At 50.2% G+C, this 22,183-nt stretch carries 21 protein-coding genes and 1 tRNA gene; 18 read left to right on the forward strand and 4 right to left on the reverse strand.

Annotation, left to right across the window (positions count from 1 at the left end; translation table 11 throughout):
* Nucleotides 1–4: 4 nt before the first annotated feature.
* From coaE to DWZ56_RS18620, 4 genes are all read left to right on the forward strand, one after another.
* Nucleotides 5–589 carry a dephospho-CoA kinase gene (gene coaE / locus DWZ56_RS18605; RefSeq protein WP_118558114.1) on the forward strand — a complete coding sequence of 195 codons (585 nt, stop codon included), beginning with the start codon at nt 5–7 and terminating at the stop codon, nt 587–589.
* A 103-nt stretch (nt 590–692) separates the two neighbouring features.
* A complete protein-coding gene (locus DWZ56_RS18610) occupies nt 693–1,490 on the forward strand; it encodes an MBL fold metallo-hydrolase (RefSeq protein ID WP_118558115.1) in 798 nt (265 codons plus the stop codon).
* A gap of 34 nt (nt 1,491–1,524) precedes the next feature.
* Complete coding sequence (locus DWZ56_RS18615) at nt 1,525–1,797, forward strand: ACT domain-containing protein (RefSeq protein WP_118558116.1); 273 nt, start codon at nt 1,525–1,527, stop codon at nt 1,795–1,797.
* A gap of 26 nt (nt 1,798–1,823) precedes the next feature.
* Nucleotides 1,824–3,188, forward strand: a complete 1,365-nt coding sequence (locus tag DWZ56_RS18620) for a PFL family protein (protein ID WP_118558117.1) — start codon at nt 1,824–1,826, stop codon at nt 3,186–3,188.
* Between the two features lie 31 nt (nt 3,189–3,219).
* On the opposite strand, the gene DWZ56_RS18625 is transcribed toward DWZ56_RS18620, so the two are convergent.
* Nucleotides 3,220–4,491, reverse strand: coding sequence for a nucleotidyltransferase (locus DWZ56_RS18625; protein WP_158584657.1), 1,272 nt, complete (start codon nt 4,489–4,491; stop codon nt 3,220–3,222).
* Between the two features lie 618 nt (nt 4,492–5,109).
* On the opposite strand from DWZ56_RS18625, the gene pta reads away from it, so the two are divergent.
* From pta to DWZ56_RS18695, 14 genes are all read left to right on the forward strand, one after another.
* Complete coding sequence (gene pta / locus DWZ56_RS18630) at nt 5,110–6,105, forward strand: phosphate acetyltransferase (protein WP_118558119.1); 996 nt, start codon at nt 5,110–5,112, stop codon at nt 6,103–6,105.
* 96 nt (nt 6,106–6,201) lie between these two features.
* Nucleotides 6,202–6,729 (forward strand): YceD family protein, encoded by a 528-nt coding sequence (locus DWZ56_RS18635; RefSeq protein ID WP_118558120.1) that lies wholly within the window; start codon nt 6,202–6,204, stop codon nt 6,727–6,729.
* Between the two features lie 29 nt (nt 6,730–6,758).
* Nucleotides 6,759–6,941 (forward strand): 50S ribosomal protein L32, encoded by a 183-nt coding sequence (gene rpmF, locus DWZ56_RS18640; protein ID WP_118558121.1) that lies wholly within the window; start codon nt 6,759–6,761, stop codon nt 6,939–6,941.
* Between the two features lie 210 nt (nt 6,942–7,151).
* Entirely contained in the window at nt 7,152–7,688 is a 537-nt protein-coding gene (locus tag DWZ56_RS18645) for a V4R domain-containing protein (protein WP_118558206.1), read from the forward strand.
* A 12-nt stretch (nt 7,689–7,700) separates the two neighbouring features.
* Nucleotides 7,701–8,105 (forward strand): hypothetical protein, encoded by a 405-nt coding sequence (locus DWZ56_RS18650; protein ID WP_118558122.1) that lies wholly within the window; start codon nt 7,701–7,703, stop codon nt 8,103–8,105.
* Between the two features lie 179 nt (nt 8,106–8,284).
* Nucleotides 8,285–9,304, forward strand: a complete 1,020-nt coding sequence (gene plsX, locus DWZ56_RS18655; protein ID WP_118558123.1) for a phosphate acyltransferase PlsX — start codon at nt 8,285–8,287, stop codon at nt 9,302–9,304.
* 14 nt (nt 9,305–9,318) lie between these two features.
* A complete protein-coding gene (gene acpP / locus DWZ56_RS18660; RefSeq protein WP_118558124.1) occupies nt 9,319–9,543 on the forward strand; it encodes an acyl carrier protein in 225 nt (74 codons plus the stop codon).
* A 200-nt stretch (nt 9,544–9,743) separates the two neighbouring features.
* On the forward strand, nt 9,744–10,442 hold the full coding sequence (gene rnc / locus DWZ56_RS18665; protein WP_118558125.1) for a ribonuclease III: 699 nt from the start codon (nt 9,744–9,746) through the stop codon (nt 10,440–10,442).
* A 1-nt stretch (nt 10,443) separates the two neighbouring features.
* Nucleotides 10,444–14,010: a chromosome segregation protein SMC gene (smc, locus tag DWZ56_RS18670; RefSeq protein ID WP_118558126.1), complete on the forward strand. Its 3,567-nt coding sequence runs from the start codon at nt 10,444–10,446 to the stop codon at nt 14,008–14,010.
* Between the two features lie 19 nt (nt 14,011–14,029).
* Entirely contained in the window at nt 14,030–14,977 is a 948-nt protein-coding gene (gene ftsY / locus DWZ56_RS18675; RefSeq protein WP_118558127.1) for a signal recognition particle-docking protein FtsY, read from the forward strand.
* 41 nt (nt 14,978–15,018) lie between these two features.
* Nucleotides 15,019–16,248 carry a threonine ammonia-lyase gene (gene ilvA / locus DWZ56_RS18680; protein ID WP_118558207.1) on the forward strand — a complete coding sequence of 410 codons (1,230 nt, stop codon included), beginning with the start codon at nt 15,019–15,021 and terminating at the stop codon, nt 16,246–16,248.
* A gap of 23 nt (nt 16,249–16,271) precedes the next feature.
* On the forward strand, nt 16,272–17,237 hold the full coding sequence (locus DWZ56_RS18685) for a type I phosphomannose isomerase catalytic subunit (RefSeq protein ID WP_118558128.1): 966 nt from the start codon (nt 16,272–16,274) through the stop codon (nt 17,235–17,237).
* A complete protein-coding gene (locus tag DWZ56_RS18690; protein ID WP_118558129.1) occupies nt 17,228–18,961 on the forward strand; it encodes an Rqc2 family fibronectin-binding protein in 1,734 nt (577 codons plus the stop codon). Before DWZ56_RS18685 ends, DWZ56_RS18690 begins: the two co-directional genes overlap by 10 nt.
* A 234-nt stretch (nt 18,962–19,195) precedes the next feature.
* The gene (locus DWZ56_RS18695; RefSeq protein WP_118558130.1) at nt 19,196–20,038 is read left to right on the forward strand and encodes a DegV family protein; all 843 of its coding nucleotides are present in this window, start codon (nt 19,196–19,198) and stop codon (nt 20,036–20,038) included.
* Between the two features lie 49 nt (nt 20,039–20,087).
* On the opposite strand, the gene DWZ56_RS18700 is transcribed toward DWZ56_RS18695, so the two are convergent.
* The 3 genes from DWZ56_RS18700 to DWZ56_RS18710 form a co-directional block, all read right to left on the reverse strand.
* On the reverse strand, nt 20,088–20,885 hold the full coding sequence (locus tag DWZ56_RS18700; RefSeq protein WP_118558131.1) for an ABC transporter permease: 798 nt from the start codon (nt 20,883–20,885) through the stop codon (nt 20,088–20,090).
* Nucleotides 20,830–21,624 carry an ABC transporter ATP-binding protein gene (locus tag DWZ56_RS18705; RefSeq protein WP_118558208.1) on the reverse strand — a complete coding sequence of 265 codons (795 nt, stop codon included), beginning with the start codon at nt 21,622–21,624 and terminating at the stop codon, nt 20,830–20,832. The genes DWZ56_RS18700 and DWZ56_RS18705 overlap by 56 nt, the downstream gene beginning before the upstream one ends.
* Nucleotides 21,625–21,840: 216 nt before the next feature.
* Nucleotides 21,841–21,913: transfer RNA gene (locus tag DWZ56_RS18710), tRNA-Thr, on the reverse strand.
* Nucleotides 21,914–22,183: the final 270 nt, after the last annotated feature.

Genomic DNA, 22,183 nt, shown 5'->3' on the forward strand with positions numbered 1-22,183 from the left:
TTGTATGAAACGAATTATCGGAGTAACCGGAGGGCTGGGAGCGGGCAAGTCCACCGTGCTTTCCATATTAAAAGAGGAGTACGGCGCCCGGGTAATCCTTGCGGATGAAGTCGGCAGAAGCCTGATGGAGCCCGGGCAGAGCTGCTATGAGGAGATCATAAGGACCTTTGGCGAAGACATGAGAAATGAGGATGGCAGCCTGAACCGTGAAAAGCTAGGCAGCGAAGTCTTTCAGAATGCGAAAGAGCTGTCTGCATTAAACAGGATCATTCACCCCGCCGTGAAACAAAAAATCCGGGAAGAAATCTTAAAACTAGACGAGGGGCTGATTGTAATAGAGGCGGCTCTTCTCGTGGAGGATCACTATGATGAAATCTGCGACGAGCTCTGGTATGTGTATGCGCCCACGCAGGAAAGGGTGAAACGGCTGTATGAAAACCGGGGCTATTCGGAAGTGAAATCCTACAGCATCATCCACAATCAGCTAAGCGTGACAGAATTCAAAAAAGCCTGCGATTATCTGATCGATAACGGAGGAAGTCTGGAGCACGTCAGAGAGCAGATTGCGGCCAGGCTTCATGCCGTCTAAAAAAAGGGTTGATGCATGGCGGGAATTTGTGATATAATTGGGAAACTGTGCGGATTGATGCAAAATCAGGTAGCATAGAGTTTGTAACCGGAGGATATGAGATATGCAGATGATGAGCATCGCCAGCGGAAGCAGCGGCAATTGCATTTACATAGGCAGCGAAGAGACACATATACTGATTGACGCGGGCATAGCGGCGAAGCGGATCGAGTCAGGGCTCAATGACATAGGGCTGAAGCTCGAGGATATCCATGCATTGTTTGTTACCCATGAGCATTCCGATCATATCGCGGGGCTTGGGGTGCTTTCACGCCGGCATGGGATTCCTGTTTATACGGCGCGTGAGACTATCACAGAGCTTAAAAAGATGAAAACGCTGGGCGCCGTACCGCCGGAGGTCTACCATGATGTTCAGGCCGATGAGGAGGTTCAGGTGGGAGATCTGACCGTTCATCCTTTTGCCATATCCCACGATGCGGCCAGACCGCTGGCATACCGGGTTTCCTGTGGGGAAAAATCCGTGGGTGTCGTAACGGACCTCGGCTATTACAGCGATTATATTGTGGAAAACATGAAAGGAATGCAGGCAGTCCTTCTGGAATCCAATCATGATATCAACATGCTGCAGACAGGCCCCTATCCCTATTATTTGAAACGCAGGATTATGGGAGATCACGGGCATCTGTCCAATGAAAGCGCGGGCCGGCTTTTGTGTGAAGTGCTGCATGATCAGATGAAATATATCATGCTGGGGCATTTGAGCAAGGAAAATAATTACGATGAGCTCGCTTATGAGACGGTGCGCCTTGAGATTACCATGGGGGATACCCCTTATCAGGGCAGCGATTTCCCGATTGCGGTAGCGAGAAGAGATACGCCTTCCGCATTGCTCACCATATAAAAAATGTGCAGATACGCAGGAAAAGAGGAGAATCATGAAAAAGACAATTATTACGGTGGTCGGCAAAGACTGTGTCGGCATCATTGCAAAGGTATGCACTTATCTGGCAAATAACCGGGTCAATATTCTGGATATCAGCCAGACCATTGTCCAGGAATACTTCAACATGATGATGATAGTGGATGCCAATGAGGCGCTGAAGTCATTTGATGTGCTGGTTACGGAGCTGGAGCAGATCGGCGATGAGATCGGCGTGAAGATCAGATGCCAGCATGAGGATATTTTCAATAAAATGCACCGTATTTAAAGCGCAGAGGGGAAAGTGAAAGTCCAATGATAAATATATTCGAAGTCAATGAGACGAACAAAATGATTGAGCAGGAGAAGCTGGATGTGCGCACGATCACGCTCGGCATCAGCCTGCTGGATTGCTGTGATTCCGATCTGGATGTCATGAACAGGAAAATATATGACAAGATCACAACGATGGCAAAGGACCTTGTGTCCACCGGCAACGATATAGAGAAACTCTACGGCATACCGATTGTGAATAAGAGGATATCCGTAACCCCGATCGCGCTGGTGGGAGGCCAGGCCTGCAAATGTCCGGAGGACTTTGTGACCATCGCCAAAACGCTGGATGAGGCGGCTAAGGCCTCCCATGTCAATTTTATCGGCGGCTATTCCGCTCTCGTATCCAAAGGTATGACCAGAGCGGATGAAAACCTGATCCGGTCCATACCGACTGCGCTTGCATGCACAGAGAGAGTATGCAGTTCCGTCAATGTGGGTTCCACCAAGACCGGCATCGATATGGATGCGGTGAAGCTGATGGGAGAGATCGTGAAGGCCACTGCCGAGGCCACCAAGGAGAAGGATTCCCTCGGATGTGCCAAGCTGGTGGTGTTCTGCAACGCGCCGGACGACAATCCGTTTATGGCGGGCGCTTTCCATGGCGTGACGGAAGGTGATGCGGTGATCAACGTAGGCGTCAGCGGTCCCGGCGTTGTGAAGACTGCGCTGGAAGCGGTGCGCGGCAAGAGCTTTGAGGAGCTCTGTGAGACTGTGAAGAAGACTGCCTTTAAGGTGACCCGTGTGGGCCAGCTGGTGGCGAAAGAGGCATCCAGCCGCCTGAATATCCCCTTTGGAATTGTGGATTTGTCCCTGGCGCCCACCCCGGCCGTAGGAGACAGCGTGGCTGAGATACTCGAAGAGATGGGACTTGAAAGTGTGGGTGCGCCCGGCACCACTGCGGCTCTTGCGCTGTTAAACGACCAGGTGAAAAAGGGCGGTGTCATGGCCAGCTCCTATGTCGGAGGATTAAGCGGAGCCTTCATCCCTGTCAGCGAAGATCAGGGCATGATCGATGCGGTAAACCGCGGCGCGCTGACTCTGGAAAAACTGGAAGCCATGACCTGTGTCTGCTCAGTGGGCCTGGATATGATCGCGATTCCCGGTGACACGCCTGCAACCACGATTGCCGGCATCATCGCGGATGAGGCCGCCATCGGCATGATCAACCAGAAGACCACAGCTGTCCGCCTGATCCCCGTGATCGGAAAAGGTGTGGGAGAGACCGTGGAATTCGGCGGCCTGTTGGGTTATGCGCCGATCCAGACCGTCAATCCCTTTGGCTGCGAAGACTTTGTAAACCGTGGAGGCAGAATCCCTGCCCCGATCCACAGCTTTAAAAATTAATTTTCGCTTTAAAAAAAGAGAAGGCCGCATGTCAGCGGATCACCACTCCAGAGGTGTATTCGTTTAACATGCGGCCTTCGTGTGGGTATTTTCCCTTAATTGCGGCATAATACAGGCTGCCGGCAAAAATCTCCTTCTGAAGCAGGGACTGCGCAGCTGCCGGCAGTTTATCCAGCGCATCCCCCAATTTGGAAAAAAGGGGGGCGGAAGCGTTCTTTTTCATGGCGGTGAGTAACGGCACCGCCTGCCGTGAAAAACCGAGAATCCGCAGATACGGGCAGTATCCCTCTTCTTTCCATTCCGAAACCTGTTCGGTCCGAATATCCAGCAGGATATGCAGGAGCGCCCGGTTGATTCTGGTGCGGGTATACTGACGGGTTTTCAAATGTCCGGCAAAGCTGTCGATATCCTGAAACCATGTCAGTTCATTGCGTATCCGATCCGCCAGTTCCCTGGATACATCCATGTAATCCGTAAGATCCTCATTGCAGGAAAACAGCTTATAGCAGAGCATGGAGGAAAAATCGTTGGGGACCATAGGCAGGATCTGATGCCATGCCGCGCCGACCAGGGCCAGAGCCTCGGGCGGCATGTGGCCCATTAGCAGTTCCGTCACCTTTTCCAGATTCTGATCCGGCAGATAATCCACTTTTTCCATTACCCGCCGGATTGCGGATGCGGAGCTTAAAGCATGTTCCAGGGAAAGATCGTGATAACCGCTGTCTTTGCGCCGCACAGTAACCGGCGCGATCTCACTTTTGGTTTTTAACAGCGCCTTGCAGTACTCCAGCCCCAGAATATTATTCGGCGAGCTTAGCAGCGCTTCCAGCGCCTCCGGTTCCATATCCGTCACAAGTCCCGACAGCGCGCGGCTTCGTGCGAGCGGCCATGAAACCCCGTTTTTCAGTTCCTGCTTCAGCGCCTTTTTATAGGGAGCAGGCTCCTTTACCAAAACAGAAGCAGCCTGTGTGAGCAGCCCTGTATCCCCGCACTCGCTTCCAAAGCACACCGCATCCACCACGCCGGTCTGATTGAGGACCGATATACCGGCCATAGCAAAGTCCTCCGCGCTTGCCGTCGCAAAAGGAACCGGCAGCTCCAGCACCACATCCGCACCGCCCATAAGGGCCATGCGGGTGCGCAGAAATTTATCCATCACAGCAGGCGCGCCCCGCTGCACAAAATTGCCGCTCATCACCGCCACCACATAATCCGCGCCGGTAAGTTTCCGAGTTTCTTCTATATGATAGGAATGTCCGTTATGAAACGGATTATATTCCGCAATAATTCCCGCTACTTTCACGCATTCACCTCCACACCAAACACAAGCATCCTTCTTTTTCATCCTTTTAATCATATACTCGTCCCCCCACCTTGTCAAGAAAGCACGCCCACATGCCGCCACATCCAACATTCCCGCATTACAATACACAGTACCACACTCTCTCCAGACATGTACTGCTTTATCAGCAACCATAAACAGTAATATTCCTACTTATTAAATCACACATAAACTTCATCGATTTACAAACCAGCACTGCGACACACATGAAGCGCGGTTAATTAAGTCCAACGGGAGGTGCCGTTCCTAGCTGCATCGATAAAGCAGCGGATGAGGGGGCTGGGTATGGTCCTCATCGGGATCCCTTGAAGCCCGTCGGTTCTTTCGCTGCGTAGTTTGCAGCGTTAGAACCGTTACGCGCTTCACGGAGCGAGAGCGCGTCCCGATGAGGACCATACCCAGCCCCCTCATCCGCGGAAACTATCCAACAACAAGTAACAGCGCCTCCCCCCCATGTATTTGAAAAAGCACAAATTTAAAGCTTGTCTGGGTGAGCGTGACGCGTTATAATAGCAGCAGAGTGCGGCGTGATACCGCAGCTATTGTTTGGAACAAAGGGAAAGAAAGGAGTCAAAAATCATGGGATTTATTGACAGTGTTAAAGAAAGAGCAAAAGCAGATAAGAAAACGATCGTATTGCCGGAGTCCATGGACAGAAGAACCTGGGAAGCGGTAGAGAAGGTTCTGGCAGAGGATATCGCGGACCTGATTGTGATCGGAACGCCGGCTGAAGTGGAAGCAAACAGCCAGGGACTGAACATATCCGGTGCAAAAGTGATCGATCCGAACACTTCTGACAAGCTTCAGGAGTATATAGATGCTCTTGTGGAATTAAGAAAAGCAAAGGGAATGACGCCGGAACAGGCTAAGACCCTTTTGACAACCGATTATATGTATTATGCATGTATGATGGTGAAGATGGGGGATGCGGACGGTGTTGTTTCCGGCGCCTGCCATTCCACAGCCAACACTTTAAGGCCGTCCCTGCAGATTCTGAAGACAAAACCGGGCGTTAAGCTGGTTTCCGCGTTTTTTGTAATGGTGGTGCCTAACTGCGATATGGGAAGCAACGGAACCTTTATCTTCGGCGATGCCGGCCTGGAGCAGAATCCGGATCCGGAGAAGCTGGCGGCCATCGCGATTTCTTCCGCCGAGTCCTTCAGCCTGCTGGTTCAGGATGAGCCGATTGTTGCGATGCTTTCTCATTCCACGAAGGGAAGTGCAAAACATGCGGATGTGGATAAGGTTGTGGAGGCTACCAGGATCGCCAAAGAGCTGCGTCCTGACCTGAAGCTGGACGGTGAACTGCAGGCGGATGCCGCCATGGTACCCAGCGTGGGCAGCTCTAAGGCTCCCGGCAGCGAAGTGGCCGGCAGGGCCAACGTGCTGGTATTCCCCGATCTGGATGCGGGAAATATCGGATATAAGCTGGTGCAGAGACTCGCGAAGGCAGAGGCATACGGCCCGGTTACCCAGGGCATCGCTAAGCCTGTAAACGATCTGTCCAGAGGCTGCAGCGCCGATGATATCGTGGGCGTGGTAGCAATCACAGCAGTTCAGGCGCAGGCACAGTAAAGATGCGCCGTCTGTGCTGCTACAAATTTCAGAAAACAATTGACATTTCATGGACACATATGTATAATGTTTAAAGTGCGTATTAGGAGATAGTGTATGTGGATTCATTTATCCGAGGTTTTATCGGCAGAAGGCAAAGAGAAAACTTATACCTGCGAGATCGGCTTTAATGCCTTTCAGACGGGAAACGGGAGTTATCCGGTAACAGAGAAGTCCCCGGTTTCTTTGAAGATCGTGAATCTGGGTGAGAAGCGCCTGCTGTTAAGCGGCAGATGTTCGCTGACCTTATCGATTCCGTGTGACCGCTGCCTGGAAGAGGTTCCGCAGAAGTTTGATATACCATTCGAAAGAGAAATCGATATGAATCAGACGGAAGAGGAGCGGATAGAGGATCTGGATGAACAGCCCTATATTGTGGGATTTCAGCTTGATGTGGATCGATTTGTGGAAACAGAGCTGTTCCTGCACATGCCGATGAAAGTTCTATGCAGTGATGACTGCAAGGGAATCTGTGATCGGTGTGGTGCCAATCTTAATCGCGAAACATGCGGCTGCAGCCAGGAGCCTAAGGATCCGAGGATGGCTGCCATATTGGATATTTTTCATTCGGCCGCTGATCAATAGGCAGTCATGAAACTTAAGGAGGTGTAACCATGTCCATCTGTCCCAAGAATAAATCTTCTAAAGCTAGAAGAGACAGCCGTAGAGCAAACTGGAAAATGAGCGCTCCCAATCTGGTGAAGTGCAGCAAGTGCGGCGCATTAACAATGCCCCACAGAGTTTGCAAGGCTTGTGGTTCTTATAACAAGAGAGAAATTGTTAAAGTTGAAGATTGATTTCGTAATTTGAATGAATCAGTGAAGCCGAGGGCTGCCATACTGTATGAGTGTGGCAGCCCTTATTTCCGCTTTGGAATATAAGATTACGGCTGCTATTTAAACATTTTTTACAAACCGGTAGAAAAAGCTGTAAAATAGGTTTACAATGGTAATGAGAATCACCCGATGATATATAATGCGGGATGCACAATGATACGGAGGCAGAAGATGGGTAAGAATGTATTTCTCGATGATATGAAAAAACCGGAATTATCGGATTATATAGGATACAACGAAAACGGCCGCGGCAATCTGGGCGATGAACTGCCGGTCATGGTATACCGGCTGATGGAATATTCGCTGCGCGAGCAGCTGACAGAAGAGTTTGGCAGTCAGGAGCAGATACGCATTTTCAGAAAAGCCGGATATCGGGCCGGCGTATATTTTGCGGAAAAACTGTTGGATCTGTCGCTGGAGCTGAATCCGTTCATCGCATCACTGCAGGCCCGCCTGGAGGAATTCAAGATAGGAGTGCTAAGAATCGAATCCTTCGATGAGGCCACGGGCAGGATTGTGCTCACCGTATCGGAGGATGCGGACTGCTCCGGCCTGCCGCTGCTCGGAGAAACAGTCTGCAATTATGATGAAGGCTTTATATCCGGTATTCTCTCCACCTATATGGGAAAAGCATATCTGGCTGTAGAGATCGACTGCTGGGCAACCGGTGACCGGGTGTGCAGATTCCGTGCAGAACCGGTGCAGTGAGAGGAAACGGACATGGAAAAAGACAATTGTGGGATGCTGTTTGAATATCTGAAAAGCATACTGTATGATACACCGATCAACAGACCGGATTTAGAGGATCTGGATGAACCTTACCGGAGGCTGGGGGAAGGGCTTAGCTATCTTCAGCAGGCGGTGGAGGAGATGCTGGCGTATACGGCGGATCTGTCCAAAGGAAATCTGTCCGGGCCGGTTCCCTCCAGGGAAAATTTCCTCTGTGTCAATCTGAAAAATCTGCACGCCAGCTTAAATCATCTCACCTGGCAGGCCAAACAGGTGGCCAGCGGTGATTATTCACAGCATGTATCCTATCAGCTATGGGGTGGTGGAAATCGAAGGCAGCGCCAACGGACGGACGCTGGATCAGACGGTGGAACTGGCGGATGCCGCCATGTATGAATGCAAAAGAAAAAATAAAAAAGAATATCCGAGGATATGATGCGCCGTCCGGACGGTTGATCCGTCATAAAGAATTTAAAAATACGGTTGATTTATAGAATAAACTTTAGTATATTTAAATGTGAAAATTGGCGGGCCATAAAAATACCGCCGGATTAAAGGAGATACGAAAAGAGCAGATGCAGAACGAAACTGTGGTTGCGGTAGACGCAATGGGCGGCGATAACGCGCCGGGAGAAATTGTGAAAGGTGCTGTGGATGCGGTAAACCAGTGCGGCAATGTGAAAGTGATGCTGGTTGGGCAGGAAAAAGTGGTAAATGAAGCGCTGGCGCAATATAAATACAACAAGGATCAGATATCTGTTGTAAATGCACAGGAGATCATCACCACGGAGGAAACACCTGTCACGGCAATCCGCAGGAAAAAGGATTCTTCCATTGTGGTTGGCCAGAAACTTGTAAAAGATAAAAAAGCAGATGCGTTTGTATCTGCCGGCAGTACGGGCGCAGTGCTGGTGGGCGGCACGCTGGTGGTTGGAAGAATCAAGGGAATCGAGAGAACTCCTCTGGGAACTCTGATTCCGACTACGGACGGCGTAGCGCTTCTGGTTGACAGCGGCGCCAATGTGGATACCAGGCCATCCCACCTGGTACAGTTTGCCAGAATGGGCTCCATCTATATGGAGAATGTTGTAGGGATCAAAAACCCAAGAGTGGCCATCGTTAACGTGGGAGTGGAAGAGGAGAAGGGAAATACCCTCGTAAAGGAAACATTCCCGCTGCTTAAGGAATGCGCCGGGCTGAATTTTACAGGCAGCATTGAGGCCAGAGAAATTCCCCATGGCGGTGCAGATGTAATTGTCTGCGATGGTTTTGTGGGCAATGTGATTCTAAAACTTTATGAAGGAGTAGGAGGTGCATTAATCAGCAAAGTAAAGCAGAGCCTTCTGACCAACCTGAAGACGAAGATCGGTGCGGTTTTAATCAAGCCTGCTTTAAAAGCTACGTTAAAAAGCTTTGATGCCAGCCAATACGGCGGAGCTCCGATGCTGGGACTGAACGGTCTGGTGGTAAAGACACACGGGAGCGCTAAGGCAAATGAAGTGTGTAATTCCATCATTCAATGTGTGACCTTTAAGGCGCAGAATATCAATGAAAAAATAAAAGAAAGCTTATCCACGGCGAAAACAGTGGAATAGAAAGGATGGTTATTATGGAATTTGAAAAATTACAAAGCATTATTGCGGAAGTATTAAGCGTTGATCCCGAGGATATTACAATGGATACTACATTTGTAGATGATCTGGGCGCAGATTCTCTGGATATTTTTCAAATTATTATGGCTATTGAAGAGGAATTTGAGATTGAGATTCCCAACGACGCGGCTGAGAACATCGTAACGGTAGGCGATGCGGTTGAACAGATTAAGAACGCGTGACTGACCTCCTTTTTGTGGGAAAAATTACTGGATTTTTTGGCATTGAAAACGGATTATATATATGTCAGGCGATACAACAATTCAGTGATTGGCAGCGGCCGTCACTGAATTGTTGTTTATGGCATACCATGAGAACGAGGAAGTACACGCAAGTGTGCGCAGGTCATCAATCTTCGGTTGGTGACAGTAAGGAGGATGAGATGGCGGAACAATATACTCTGTCAGTCCTGGAAGGTAAGATCGGCTACCGTTTTAAGGACAGGCATCTGCTGAAACAGGCGCTGACGCACAGCTCCTATACTAATGAGAAGAGGCTGACCAAGCTGGACTGCAATGAGAGGCTGGAGTTTTTAGGAGACGCGGTGCTTGAGACTGTCAGCAGCGAATTTTTGTATCTGACCTATCCGAGGCTGTCGGAAGGGGAAATGACCAAGCTTAGAGCCAGCATCGTCTGTGAACCTACACTGGCCTTCTGCACCAGAGAGATCGGACTGGGATCTTTCCTGCTGTTGGGCAAAGGGGAGGATGCCACCGGCGGCCGTTTTCGGGATTCTATTGTATCGGATGCCCTGGAGGCTTTGATCGGAGCTGTTTTTTTGGATGGTGGTTTTACTAATGCAAAAGAGTTTATCCTCAGGTTTGTGCTGGATGACATTGAGCATAAGAAGCTCTTTTTTGATAGCAAGACCATCCTTCAGGAAATGGTGCAGGGATACTATAAAGAACCGGTGACCTACGAGCTGACAGGCAGCGAGGGCCCGGACCATGCCAAGACCTTTCGGGTCAGAGTGCTGGTGGGGGACAAGCAGCTGGGCGACGGCGAGGGACGCACGAAAAAGCAGGCGGAACAGCATGCGGCCTATCGCGCAATCTTAAGATTGAAGAAGGAAACAGAATAATATGTATTTAAAGGCGATAGAGGTGCAGGGCTTCAAATCCTTCGCACATAAGATTGTATTTCAGTTTCAGAGCGGCATCACCGGCATTGTGGGTCCCAATGGCAGCGGTAAAAGCAATGTGGCGGATGCGGTGCGCTGGGTGCTTGGTGAGCAGAGTGCAAAACAGCTTAGAAGCTCCAACATGCAGGATGTTATTTTCTCCGGAACGGAAAACCGAAAACCTCAGGGGTTTGCGCATGTGGCTATCACCTTCGATAATTCCGATCATACGCTGCAGATTGAATATGATGAGGTGACCGTATCCAGACGGGTATACCGTTCCGGCGAGAGCGAGTACAGGATTAACAGCAGTATCTGCCGTTTGAAGGACATTCAGGAGCTGTTTTACGATACCGGTATCGGAAAGGAAGGCTATTCCATCATCGGGCAGGGCCAGATCGACAAGATCTTAAACGGTAAGCCGGAGGAGCGCAGGGAGCTGTTTGATGAAGCCGCCGGCATCGTCAAATTTAAAAAGCGCAAGGCCATTGCGGTTAAGAAGCTGGAAAGTGAAAAACAGAATCTGCTGCGTGTGAACGATATTTTAAATGAGCTGGAGAAGCAGGTGGGGCCTCTTGAAAAGCAGGCAGAAAAGGCCAGACAGTATCTGAAATATAAAGAACAGCTGAAGGTGCTGGATGTGAATATGTTTCTGCTGGACGGAGCATCCTTGAAGGAAAAGCTCACGAAGGTGGAGGAAGACACGTTTATTGTGGAAGGGGATCTGCTCGCTGCCAGGCAGGATGCAACGCGGATGAAAGAGCGCTATGACGCGCTGACAGAAAAAACGGAGGAGCTGGACCGGGAGATCGGAGAAAAGCGCCTGCTCTATAATGAACTGTCCGTGGCAAAAGAGAATCAGGAGGGCCGGATCGGCATACTCAAAGAACAGATCAATACGGACAGGATGAATGACGAGCACATCAAAAGACGGATCGCCGCGATAGAGGAAGAGACGAAGGGACGCGAGGCGGAAGCAGAAGAATATGCCGGTAAACGGGCAGAGCTTAAGGATAAGCTGGATGAGCTGATGCTAAACAGGGAAAGAACCCGGCAGGAAGCGAGCCAGGCGGAGGAAATGATCCGCGACCTGGAGCAGACAATTGCGGCCGGTAAGGAGCAGATGATCCGTGTCCTCAATGACAAAGCGTCTTTGGCTGCCGGCAAGCAGCGCTATGCCACAATGCTGGAGCAGAGCATGACCCGTAAAAGCGAAATCTCTGCGAGGCTGCTTCGGACCAAGACCGAGGAAGAATCACAGGCAGGCATATTAAACTCCTACAGACAGGAGAAGCAGGAGATTAAGGACAGCATCCGAAAGCTGGAAGAGGAGCAGAAGGAGGCGGCCGCTGCCTGTGAACAGGCAGGCGGTAAGGTCCGTGAGCTCACCCGGCTGTTAAATGAAAAGCAGCAGGAATACCATACGCTTCACACAAAGCTGGAATCCCTTAGAAATCTGGCGGAGCGTTATGAAGGCTACGGCAACAGCATCCGCCGGGTGATGGAGGCAAAGAAAAGCATGCCGGGAATCATCGGCGTGGTGGCGGATCTGATCCATGTGGAAAAAACATATGAGACAGCCATAGAAACAGCTCTCGGCGCTTCCATACAGAATGTGGTCACGGATTCCGAACAGACAGCGAAGCACTGCATCGAGTTTCTGAAGAAAAACAAATTCGGGCGGGCGACCTTTCTGCCGCTGTCCGCGGTCAAAAACAGGGGAGAGTTCGGCTGGAAACAGGTTTTAAAGGAGCCCGGTGTCCTGGGGCTTGCAAGTGAACTGGTGACTGCGGATGTTGAGTATGACGGGCTGATTAAGTATCTGCTGGGCCGCATTGTGGTGGCGGATACCATCGATCATGCCATGGTACTGGCCAGAAAGAACGGATATGCCTTCCGCATCGTAACTCTGGAGGGTGAGCTGTTTAATACAGGCGGTTCCATGACCGGAGGAGCATATAAAAACTCCAGCAATCTCCTGGGCAGAAAGCGTGAGCTGGAAGAGCTGGAAGCATCGATGAAAAAAGCACTGGCCCAGTATGAGCGGATGCAGGAAAACCTGAAAAATGAGGAGCATGCGCTAGCCTCTGCCCGCAGCCATCAGGAATCGCTTACGGGCGCTAAGCAGGAGGCCAGGCTGAAACTGCAGGCTGCATCGATGAATGAAGGCCAGGCTGCTGATAAGCTGTCCGAGATACGGGAAGGAAGCCGGGATCTTCTGCTGGAAAACAAACAGCTGGAAGAACAGATCGGGCAGATTCGGGAGAGCCAGGAAAAGCTGAATGAGGAAGAGAAGAGCTTAAAGCGGCGCAATCAGGGCTATGAGGATGAGATCGCCGAAAGCAGCGGCCTTCTTGCAGAGCAGAAGGCCGTGCAGGATCGGATTGCAGAGAGCCTGTCAAAGATTCAGATAGAGCTGTCCGGCCTGTCACAGCAGGACAGCTTCCTGCAGGAAAACATTCTGCGTATACAGAAAGAAGTGCTGAAGCTGGCGGCGGAAAAGAATGACCTCAAGCAGGGAATCCTCAATACGGGGACAAACATTGAGCAGAAAGAAAGCGAGATTGCCCAGATCCGGGCGCAGATAGAGGAAAACGCCGGACGGATGGGCGTGTTGGAGGAAGAAATCCGTGTGCGGATTGCGGGCAAGGAAGGATACCAGGCCGAACAGAAGGAATTTTTTGATAAGCGGGAAGAACTGACGAGGAGAACTGCGGATTTGGACAAGGAGTCCTTCCGCCTTTCCCAGCAGAAAGAAAAGATAGAGGATCAGATGGAACGCTATGTGGAATATCTGTGGACCGAATATGAACTCACTCCATCTGAAGCTGCGTCCATGAGAGATGAAAGCTGCCAGAGCATCCCGGAACTGAAAAAATCGGTCAATGAGCAGAAGATCCTGATCAAAAACCTTGGGAATGTCAATGTCAATGCCATAGAGGATTACAAGGAAATTTCCGAACGGTATGAATTCATGCGTACACAGCATGAGGATCTGGTGGAGGCTGCGGATAATTTAAGCCAGATCATAGAGGAGCTGGATGAGGGAATGCGCCGTCAGTTTGAGGAGAAATTCCGGGAGATCAAACAGGAATTTGACCGGGTGTTCAAGGAACTCTTCGGAGGCGGGCGCGCGGCGCTGGAACTGGTGGAGGAAGAGGAGAAGGATATACTGGAAGCGGGCATTGCGATTATCGCACAGCCTCCGGGCAAGAAACTGCAGAATATGATGCAGCTCTCCGGCGGGGAGAAAGCGCTGACAGCGATCAGCCTGCTCTTTGCGATACAGAACTTAAAGCCGTCCCCGTTCTGTCTGCTGGATGAGATTGAGGCAGCGCTGGATGATTCCAACGTGGGGCGTTTTGCAAATTATCTTAACAAGCTGAAATCCAATACGCAGTTCATCGTGATCACCCACAGGAGGGGCACGATGCTGATCGCGGATCAGCTCTACGGCATCACCATGCAGGAGAAGGGCGTATCCAGCCTGGTTTCTGTGGATTTAACCGACGAAGCGAAGGCGGTTTGATGGGATAGGAGGAGACAGGATGGCATCAGAGAAGAAAGGGCTGTTCCGCAAGCTGTTCGCGGGACTGGAAAAGACAAGAAACAGCATCATGTCGGGCATCGATTCTATATTCAGCGGTTTTTCGGCGATTGATGACGATTTCTATGAAGAGATAGAAGAGACGCTGATCATGGCGGATCTGGGGCTTAACACCACGATGAAGATTGTGGAGGAGCTGCGCGCACAGGTAAAAGAGCAGAAGATCAGAGATCCGCTGGCATGCAGGGAGCTGCTGATTAACAGCATCCGCCAGCAGATGGATGTGGGAGAAAACGCGTATGAGTTTGAAAACCGCAAATCCGTAGTTCTGGTGATCGGTGTAAACGGCGTGGGAAAGACCACATCGGTGGGCAAGATGGCAGGTATACTTAAGTCCCAGGGGAAACGCGTGATTGTGGCAGCGGCGGATACCTTCCGCGCGGCGGCCATAGAACAGCTGACAGAGTGGGCCAACCGGGCCGGAGTGGAAATCATCGCCCAAAGTGAAGGTTCCGATCCGGCGGCCGTCGTTTTTGACGCCATATCTGCGGCTAAGGCCAGACATGCGGATGTGCTGATCTGTGACACGGCAGGAAGGCTGCACAACAAGAAAAATCTGATGGAAGAGCTGAAAAAGATCAACCGCATCATTGACAAAGAATATCCGGACTGCTACCGGGAGACCCTGGTGGTGCTGGACGGAACCACCGGACAGAACGCGCTGGCTCAGGCCAGGCAGTTTATGGAAGTTGCCGATATCACCGGCATCATCCTCACAAAGCTGGACGGAACGGCCAAGGGCGGCATCGCTGTAGCGATCCAGTCTGAGCTTGGCATACCGGTAAAATACATCGGCATCGGCGAGCAGATCGACGATCTCCAGAAATTTGATGCGGATGAGTTTGTAAATGCACTTTTTCAGAAAAATACAGAGGATCAGGAACAGTAGTGCTGGACGTATTTAGCGAATAAAGGATCGAGGGAATGAAAATGAAAGAACTGACATTGGAGAAATTTGAGGAAGCGGCGGAGATCGTAAAAAATGTTACACTGGAAACAAAGCTGGTATACAGTGAGTACTTCAGTGGACAGTCCGGGAACAAAGTCTATATAAAACCGGAGAATATGCAGTATACGGGCGCGTACAAGGTCAGAGGCGCCTACTATAAGATCAGCACTCTGACCGAGGAAGAGCGCAGCAAGGGACTGATTACGGCTTCTGCCGGGAACCATGCCCAGGGTGTCGCCTATGCTGCGAAGCTTTACGGCGTCAAAGCTACGATTGTGATGCCCGTTTCCACCCCTCTGATGAAGGTGAACCGCACAAAGAGCTATGGGGCGGAGGTGGTGCTCTACGGCAATGTCTATGATGAGGCCTGTGCCTATGCCTATCAGCTGGCGGAGGAAAAAGGATATACCTTTATCCATCCGTTCAATGATCTGACGGTGGCGGCCGGACAGGGCAGCATCGCAATGGAGATCGTAAAGGAGCTGCCTACGGTGGATTACATACTGGTGCCCATCGGCGGCGGCGGGCTGTGCACCGGCGTGTCCACGCTTGCAAAGCTGCTCAATCCGAGCATCAAGGTGATCGGTGTGGAGCCTGCGGGAGCCGCCTGCATGAAGGAATCGCTGTTTCAGGGCAAGGTGGTGACTCTTCCGGGAGTCAATACCATCGCGGACGGCACCGCTGTAAAGACGCCGGGAGATCTGCTGTTCCCGTATATTCAGAAAAATGTGGATGAAATCATCACCGTGGAGGATGAAGAGCTGATCGTTGCCTTCCTGGATCTTATTGAGAATCATAAGATGGTGGCCGAGAATTCGGGGCTTTTGACCATCGCAGCCTTAAAGCATCTGAACGTGACCGGCAAGAAGGTGGTGCCGATCATCAGCGGCGGCAATATGGATGTGATCACCATGTCTTCCGTGGTACAGCACGGGCTGATCCAGAGAGACCGTATCTTCACCGTATCCGTGCTGCTGCCGGATACGCCCGGACAGCTGGTACACGTGGCTTCTGTGATCGCGGAGGCCAACGGCAATGTCATCAAGCTGGAGCACAACCAGTTCGTGAGCATCAACCGCAATGCCGCTGTGGAACTTAGGATCACCATAGAAGCATTCGGCACGGAGCATAAGGATGAAATCGTGCAGAAGCTGGCCGATGAAGGCTTCCGTCCGAAGGTAGTGCGTCAGAAGGGCATTATGATGAATTAAACTTATAAGAAGGAGATCCGCTCATGAGAGAGATCCTATTTTTAGAGCCGGTATTTAAAGAGATGATCTGGGGCGGCCGGCGCCTCAAGGATGTGTATGGCTATGATATTCCCGGAGACGACACGGGAGAATGCTGGGCGATCAGCGCTCATCCGTCCGGCGACTGCACGGTCAGGGAAGGGCGCTTTCAGGGCATGAGCTTAAGCGGTCTGTGGAACAGCCGAAGGGAGCTGTTCGGAGGCCTTTCGGGGGAAGTGTTTCCTCTTCTTATCAAGATCATCGATGCGAGGGATGACCTTAGCATTCAGGTGCATCCGGATGATACCTACGCCGGCCTTCATGAAAACGGCGCCCTTGGAAAGACGGAATGCTGGTACATTCTGGATGCCCCTTTGGGCGGAGAAATTGTGATCGGGCATCATGCAAAGGATCACGAACAGGTGGAAGAGATGATCCGCGGCAAAAAGTGGGATTCTTTTATCCGGAAGGTTCCGGTTAAAAAAGGCGATTTCTTCCAGATCAATCCGGGCTGTGTCCACGCGATCAAGGGCGGTACGCTGATACTGGAAACACAGCAGAACAGCGATATCACATACCGGGTTTACGATTATGACAGGCTTAGCGGCGGCAGTCCCAGACAGCTTCATGTTGAGCAGAGCATTGACGTGATTAAAGCGCCGTTTGTGCCAGCCGCCAATGATTTCTGTACAGATGAGGGGGACGGCTGGAATATCACGAGGCTGGTCAGCTGCCCGTATTATTCGGTGTATAAGCTTCATCTGGAGCAGTCATACGAATTTGAACAGGTTCATCCCTTTATAAATGTCAGTGTGATTGATGGGGAGGGAACGGTGGACGCCCATCCGGTTAGGAAGGGATGCCATTTCATCCTGCCTGCAGACTACGGCATCTGCCGTTTTGAAGGCAGCATGACGCTCATCTGTTCCATACCCGGTTTAGAAACGGCGGAGGATACTGCATGGCTTTAGATGGTATTGTAATAGCGAATCTGGTGCGGGATATGCAGCAGAAGCTGGTAAACGGGAGAATTTCCAAAATAGCCCAGCCGGAGAGCGATGAGCTTTTGGTTACAGTCAAGAGCGGCAGAGAACAGCTAAGACTTCTGATATCAGTCAATGCCAGTCTGCCGTTACTGTATTTTGCCGACAGCACGAAGCAGAGCCCGATGACCGCCCCCAATTTCTGCATGCTGCTTCGCAAGCATATCGGCAGCGCGCGGATTGTTTCCGTAACACAGCCGGGGCTGGAACGCATCGTAGATCTGGAGCTTGAGCATCTGGATGAGCTGGGAGATGTCTGCAGAAAACATCTGATCGTCGAACTGATGGGAAAACACAGCAATATTATATTCTGCAATGATGAGCATGTGATCATTGACAGTATTAAACATGTCAGCGCGCAGGTGAGTTCTGTGCGCGAGGTGCTGCCGGGACGTCCTTATTTTATACCGGAGACGGTGAAAAAATATGATCCGTTATCCGTCACGGACTCTGCATTTATGGAAGTTCTGTCCCGCCCGCTCGCGCTGTCAAAAGCGCTCTATACGGGCCTCACCGGCATCAGCCCGATCATAGCGGAAGAACTCTGTTTTCTGGCCAGCCTGGACGCGGATGTGCCTGCGGAAAATCTGGATGAAAACGGGCGCCTGCATCTGCTGCGCACATTCCGATATCTGATGGAAGATGTCCAGGAAGGAAGATTCTGCCCCAATATCCGTTACAGAGCCAAAGAACCGGTGGAATTTGCATCCGTGCCTCTGACCTGCCTCGGAAGTCTGGAAGAGAAGCGTTTTGAGAGCATCAGTGAGGTGCTGAAGGAATTTTATGCTGCGAAGGAAACCTATACCAGGATCCGTCAGAAATCTGCGGATTTACGTAAGATCGTACAGAACGCGCTGGAGCGCGGTATGAAGAAATACGATCTGCAGGCAAAACAGCTTAAAGATACACAGAAGCGCGAAAAATACAGAATATACGGTGAGCTGCTCAATACCTACGGCTATTCTCTGGAGGAAAACGCGGATCAGCTGACCTGCATGAATTATTATACAAACGAGGAGATCACCTTTCCGCTGGATCCTAACCTCACGGCGAAAGAGAACGCCAGAAAGTATTTTGACAGATACGCGAAGCTGAAGCGCACCTACGAGGCGCTAAGCGGTCATATACGGGAAACACAAGCGCAGATCGCTCATCTGGAGTCCATTTCCGCATCGCTGGATATGGCTGTTCTGGAAGAGGATCTGATGCAGATCAAACTGGAACTGCAGGAATACGGCTACATTAAAAAGCATGCTCAGGGCAGGAAACGGGAGAAAATAGTCAGCCGTCCCTACCATTATCTGTCCTCAGACGGGTTTCATATGTATGTGGGCAAGAACAATTATCAGAATGAGGAGCTCACATTTCAGACGGCCACGGGAAATGACTGGTGGTTTCACGCCAAAGGGATTCCCGGAAGCCACGTCATCGTGAAATCGGAAGGAAAAGAGCTGCCGGACCGCGTCTTTGAAGAGGCTGCCGCCCTGGCCGCCTACTATTCCAAGGGGCGGGATGCCAGCAAGGTGGAAATCGATTATATTGAGAAAAAGCATGTGAAGAAAACACCCGGAGGTGCGCCGGGCTTTGTAATCTATCATACCAATTATTCCATGATGGTCGAGCCTTCTGTGGAACATCTCAAACAGCTTTGAGTAAAAACTTCTGAAATAGATTATAAATATTTCAGAAGTTTTTTGTTTTATCATAAAATATGGTATTTACTAGATTAGCAGCCTATGCTATTATATGTAGTAATGAATACTATATAAGGCGGCGTTTTGAATTATACATGAAAAAAGTGTAAACCGGGCATAACTGTATTAATAACGGTATTGTTTTATAAGGCCTGATATGCCATAAAAACGGGCGCGGAAATGAGGATGAATATGAAGTATAAAATCATTGTGGACAGTTGCTGTGACTTGACAGAAGAATTGAAAATGGATCAACATTTTCAGGTGATTCCGCTCACTCTGCAGGTGGGTGATACTTATATGGTGGATGATGAGACCTTCGATCAGGCAAGGTTCCTCAAACTGGTGGATGAAAGTGCAGAATGTCCGAAATCGGCATGCCCCTCTCCTGAGAGTTTTAAGCTGGCTTATGAGGCGGCGGATGCGGAAGGGATTTTTGTGGTGACGCTTTCCCAGCATTTAAGCGGTACTTACAACAGCGCACAGCTTGCGAAAAACCTCTATGAAGAGGAACATGGCAAGGACAAGAAGATAGCGGTGTTCAGTTCGGATTCCGCGGCTTCCGGCGAGAGCCTGATCGCATTAAAGATTCAGGAACTCTGTGAAGCTGGTCTCTCCTTTGAGGAGGTGGTGGAGCAGATCTCCGGTTTCCGCGATCACATGCTCACTTATTTCGTGCTGGAAAATCTGGATACTCTCCGCAAAAACGGCAGGCTGTCCGGACTTCAGGCACTGTTTGCGACAGCACTGAACATTAAGCCGGTGATGGCGGGAGATCACGGTGTGATTGTTAAACTGGATCAGGCGAGGGGGATCAATAAAGCGCTGAATAAGATGATTGATCTGGCTGTAAAGAGTGCGGTGAATACTGAAAAGAAGATTTTGGGAATCACTCACTGCAACTGTCTGGAGAGGGCGCTTTACGTGAAAGATGAGATCTGCAGAAGGCTGAAGTTTAAAGACATCTATATTGTGGACGCAGCCGGAGTCAGCAGCATGTATGCCAACGAAGGCGGCATTGTGATGTGTCTGTAAAACGGTCAGACTATGTATGGGCGGCAGCTGATTGCCGCCTTTTTTCTGTTTAAAATTTCTTCTTTACCTTCTTCTCAAGCATCGTGATGAAGTAATACAGGATTGCGGAAAGAACACATAAAACGATGATGCTTAGCATTACCAGATCCATTTTAAACACCTGGCTGCCATAGATGATCAGATATCCCAGCCCTTTATTGGCGGCCAGGAATTCGCCGATGATGATGCCGACCAGGCAAAGCCCGATATTCACTTTCATCGTACTGATGATGATGGGGATGGAACTGGGAACCAGGACCTTGCTTAACACATCTTTTTTCTTTCCGCCAAGCGTATATATGAGCTTGATTTTATCCTGGTCCACGCCCAAAAACCCGGTAGTCAGCGTGATGATGGAACCGAAAACAGCAATGATGATGCCGACCACAATGATAGTTTTCAGGTTATTGCCCAGCCATACGATTAAAACCGGCGCCAGCGCCGATTTTGGCAGGCTGTTGAGTACCACGAGATACGGCTCCAGAGTCTCGGAAATCCCTTTATTGCTCCAGAGCAGGATGGCAAGCAGAAGGCCCAGCACGGTTACCAGAAGAAAGCTCGCCACCGTTTCCATCAGGGTGACACCGATATGATAGAATATGCTCCCGTCCTTGGCCATGGTAAGAAACAGACTTCCGATGCGGGAGGGACTGCTGAAGATAAAGTCGTTGATCAGGCCGCCTCTTGCGGCGGCTTCCCATACTGCGATGAACAGGATCAGGATCAGGATTCTAAGGAAAAATACCTTTTGTTTATGACGTTTCTCTTTCAGCAGAAACTTTGCTTGTGCTGCCGACAGCTTCTCCATCTCCTTTTAGCTCCTTCCATATTTGATTAAAATAGCTGTGAAACTCTTTGGTATTTCTGCGCTGCATAGGGGACAGGCCCTTTTCTTCAAAGGTGATGGGCATGATTTTTTTGATGGTGCCGGGACGATGGGAGAGGATGATGACGCGGTCTCCCATGCTGACCGCCTCCGAGAGGTCATGGGTGACGAGTATGGCTGTTTTTCCGGCATTTCGGATGATGCTGCCGATATCGTCGCCCACCTCCAGCCTTGTCTGATAGTCAAGGGCGGAAAACGGTTCATCTAATAAAAGAATATCCGGCTCTAAGGCCAGGGTGCGGATCAGTGCCGCGCGCTGCCTCATACCTCCGGATAATTCAGAAGGGGCGCTCCGTTTAAAATGCTCCAGGCCATAGGTCTTTAGCATTTTTAAAACTTTTTCTTTATTTTCCGGTGTCAGTTTATGCTGAATTTCCAAGCCTAAGGTTACGTTGTCATATACTGTACGCCATTCCAGAAGATGATCCTTCTGCAGCATATAGCCAACGGAGGCGCCATCTACCCGGATTGTTCCGCTTTCCGGCTCGATCAGCCCGCAGATCAGCGACAGCAGTGTGGACTTTCCGCATCCGGACGGCCCTACGATCGCTACGAATTCCCCTTTCATGACCTGAAAATTGATGTTTTCCAAAGCGGCAGTTTCCCCGTCCAGGGAATGGTAGGAGAAACTGATCTGGTCTAAAGTTAATATTGGGTTCATGTACGGTCCTCCAAAACATCTATATTGTATTGTATGGAAAAATCCGCCGGTGGTGATGAAAAAATACTGCCGAATCAGAGGCTTTCGGCAGCGCAGTACAATCCGATGCTGAACCGCCTGTGAAATGAAAAAGAATCCCGCGAACAGGATGCTCTTTAATTCACAGTACTTACTTTCACACGAAAAAAAGCCCTGAAATCTCAAGGCTTTTTCAAAAGCTCCCTGCCGGATTCGAACCGGCGACCTACGCATTACGAATGCGTCGCTCTACCAGCTGAGCCAAGGAAGCTTGCTGACTCACAGCAAATATAATTATACTAAAAAAATAAAAATATGCAAGCACTTTTTTCGGAAATTTGTTTTAATAATTTGTAACAGTTCAGACGGCGGGAAAAATAGTGCAAAAGCAGGCGTTGAGCTTGCTCATAAGACTGTTTTTGTGCTATTTGTCACATCGGATGGACATCCGATGCTTCTTGACCGGTTTTTTCGGTCAAGAAGATGAGCCGTCTGAACTGTTACAATAATTTTGATAGAGTTTTTTAAGAAAGAAAGCGGA

Source organism: Lachnotalea sp. AF33-28, assembly GCF_003477885.1.
In the GTDB taxonomy this organism is placed as follows: domain Bacteria; phylum Bacillota; class Clostridia; order Lachnospirales; family Lachnospiraceae; genus AF33-28.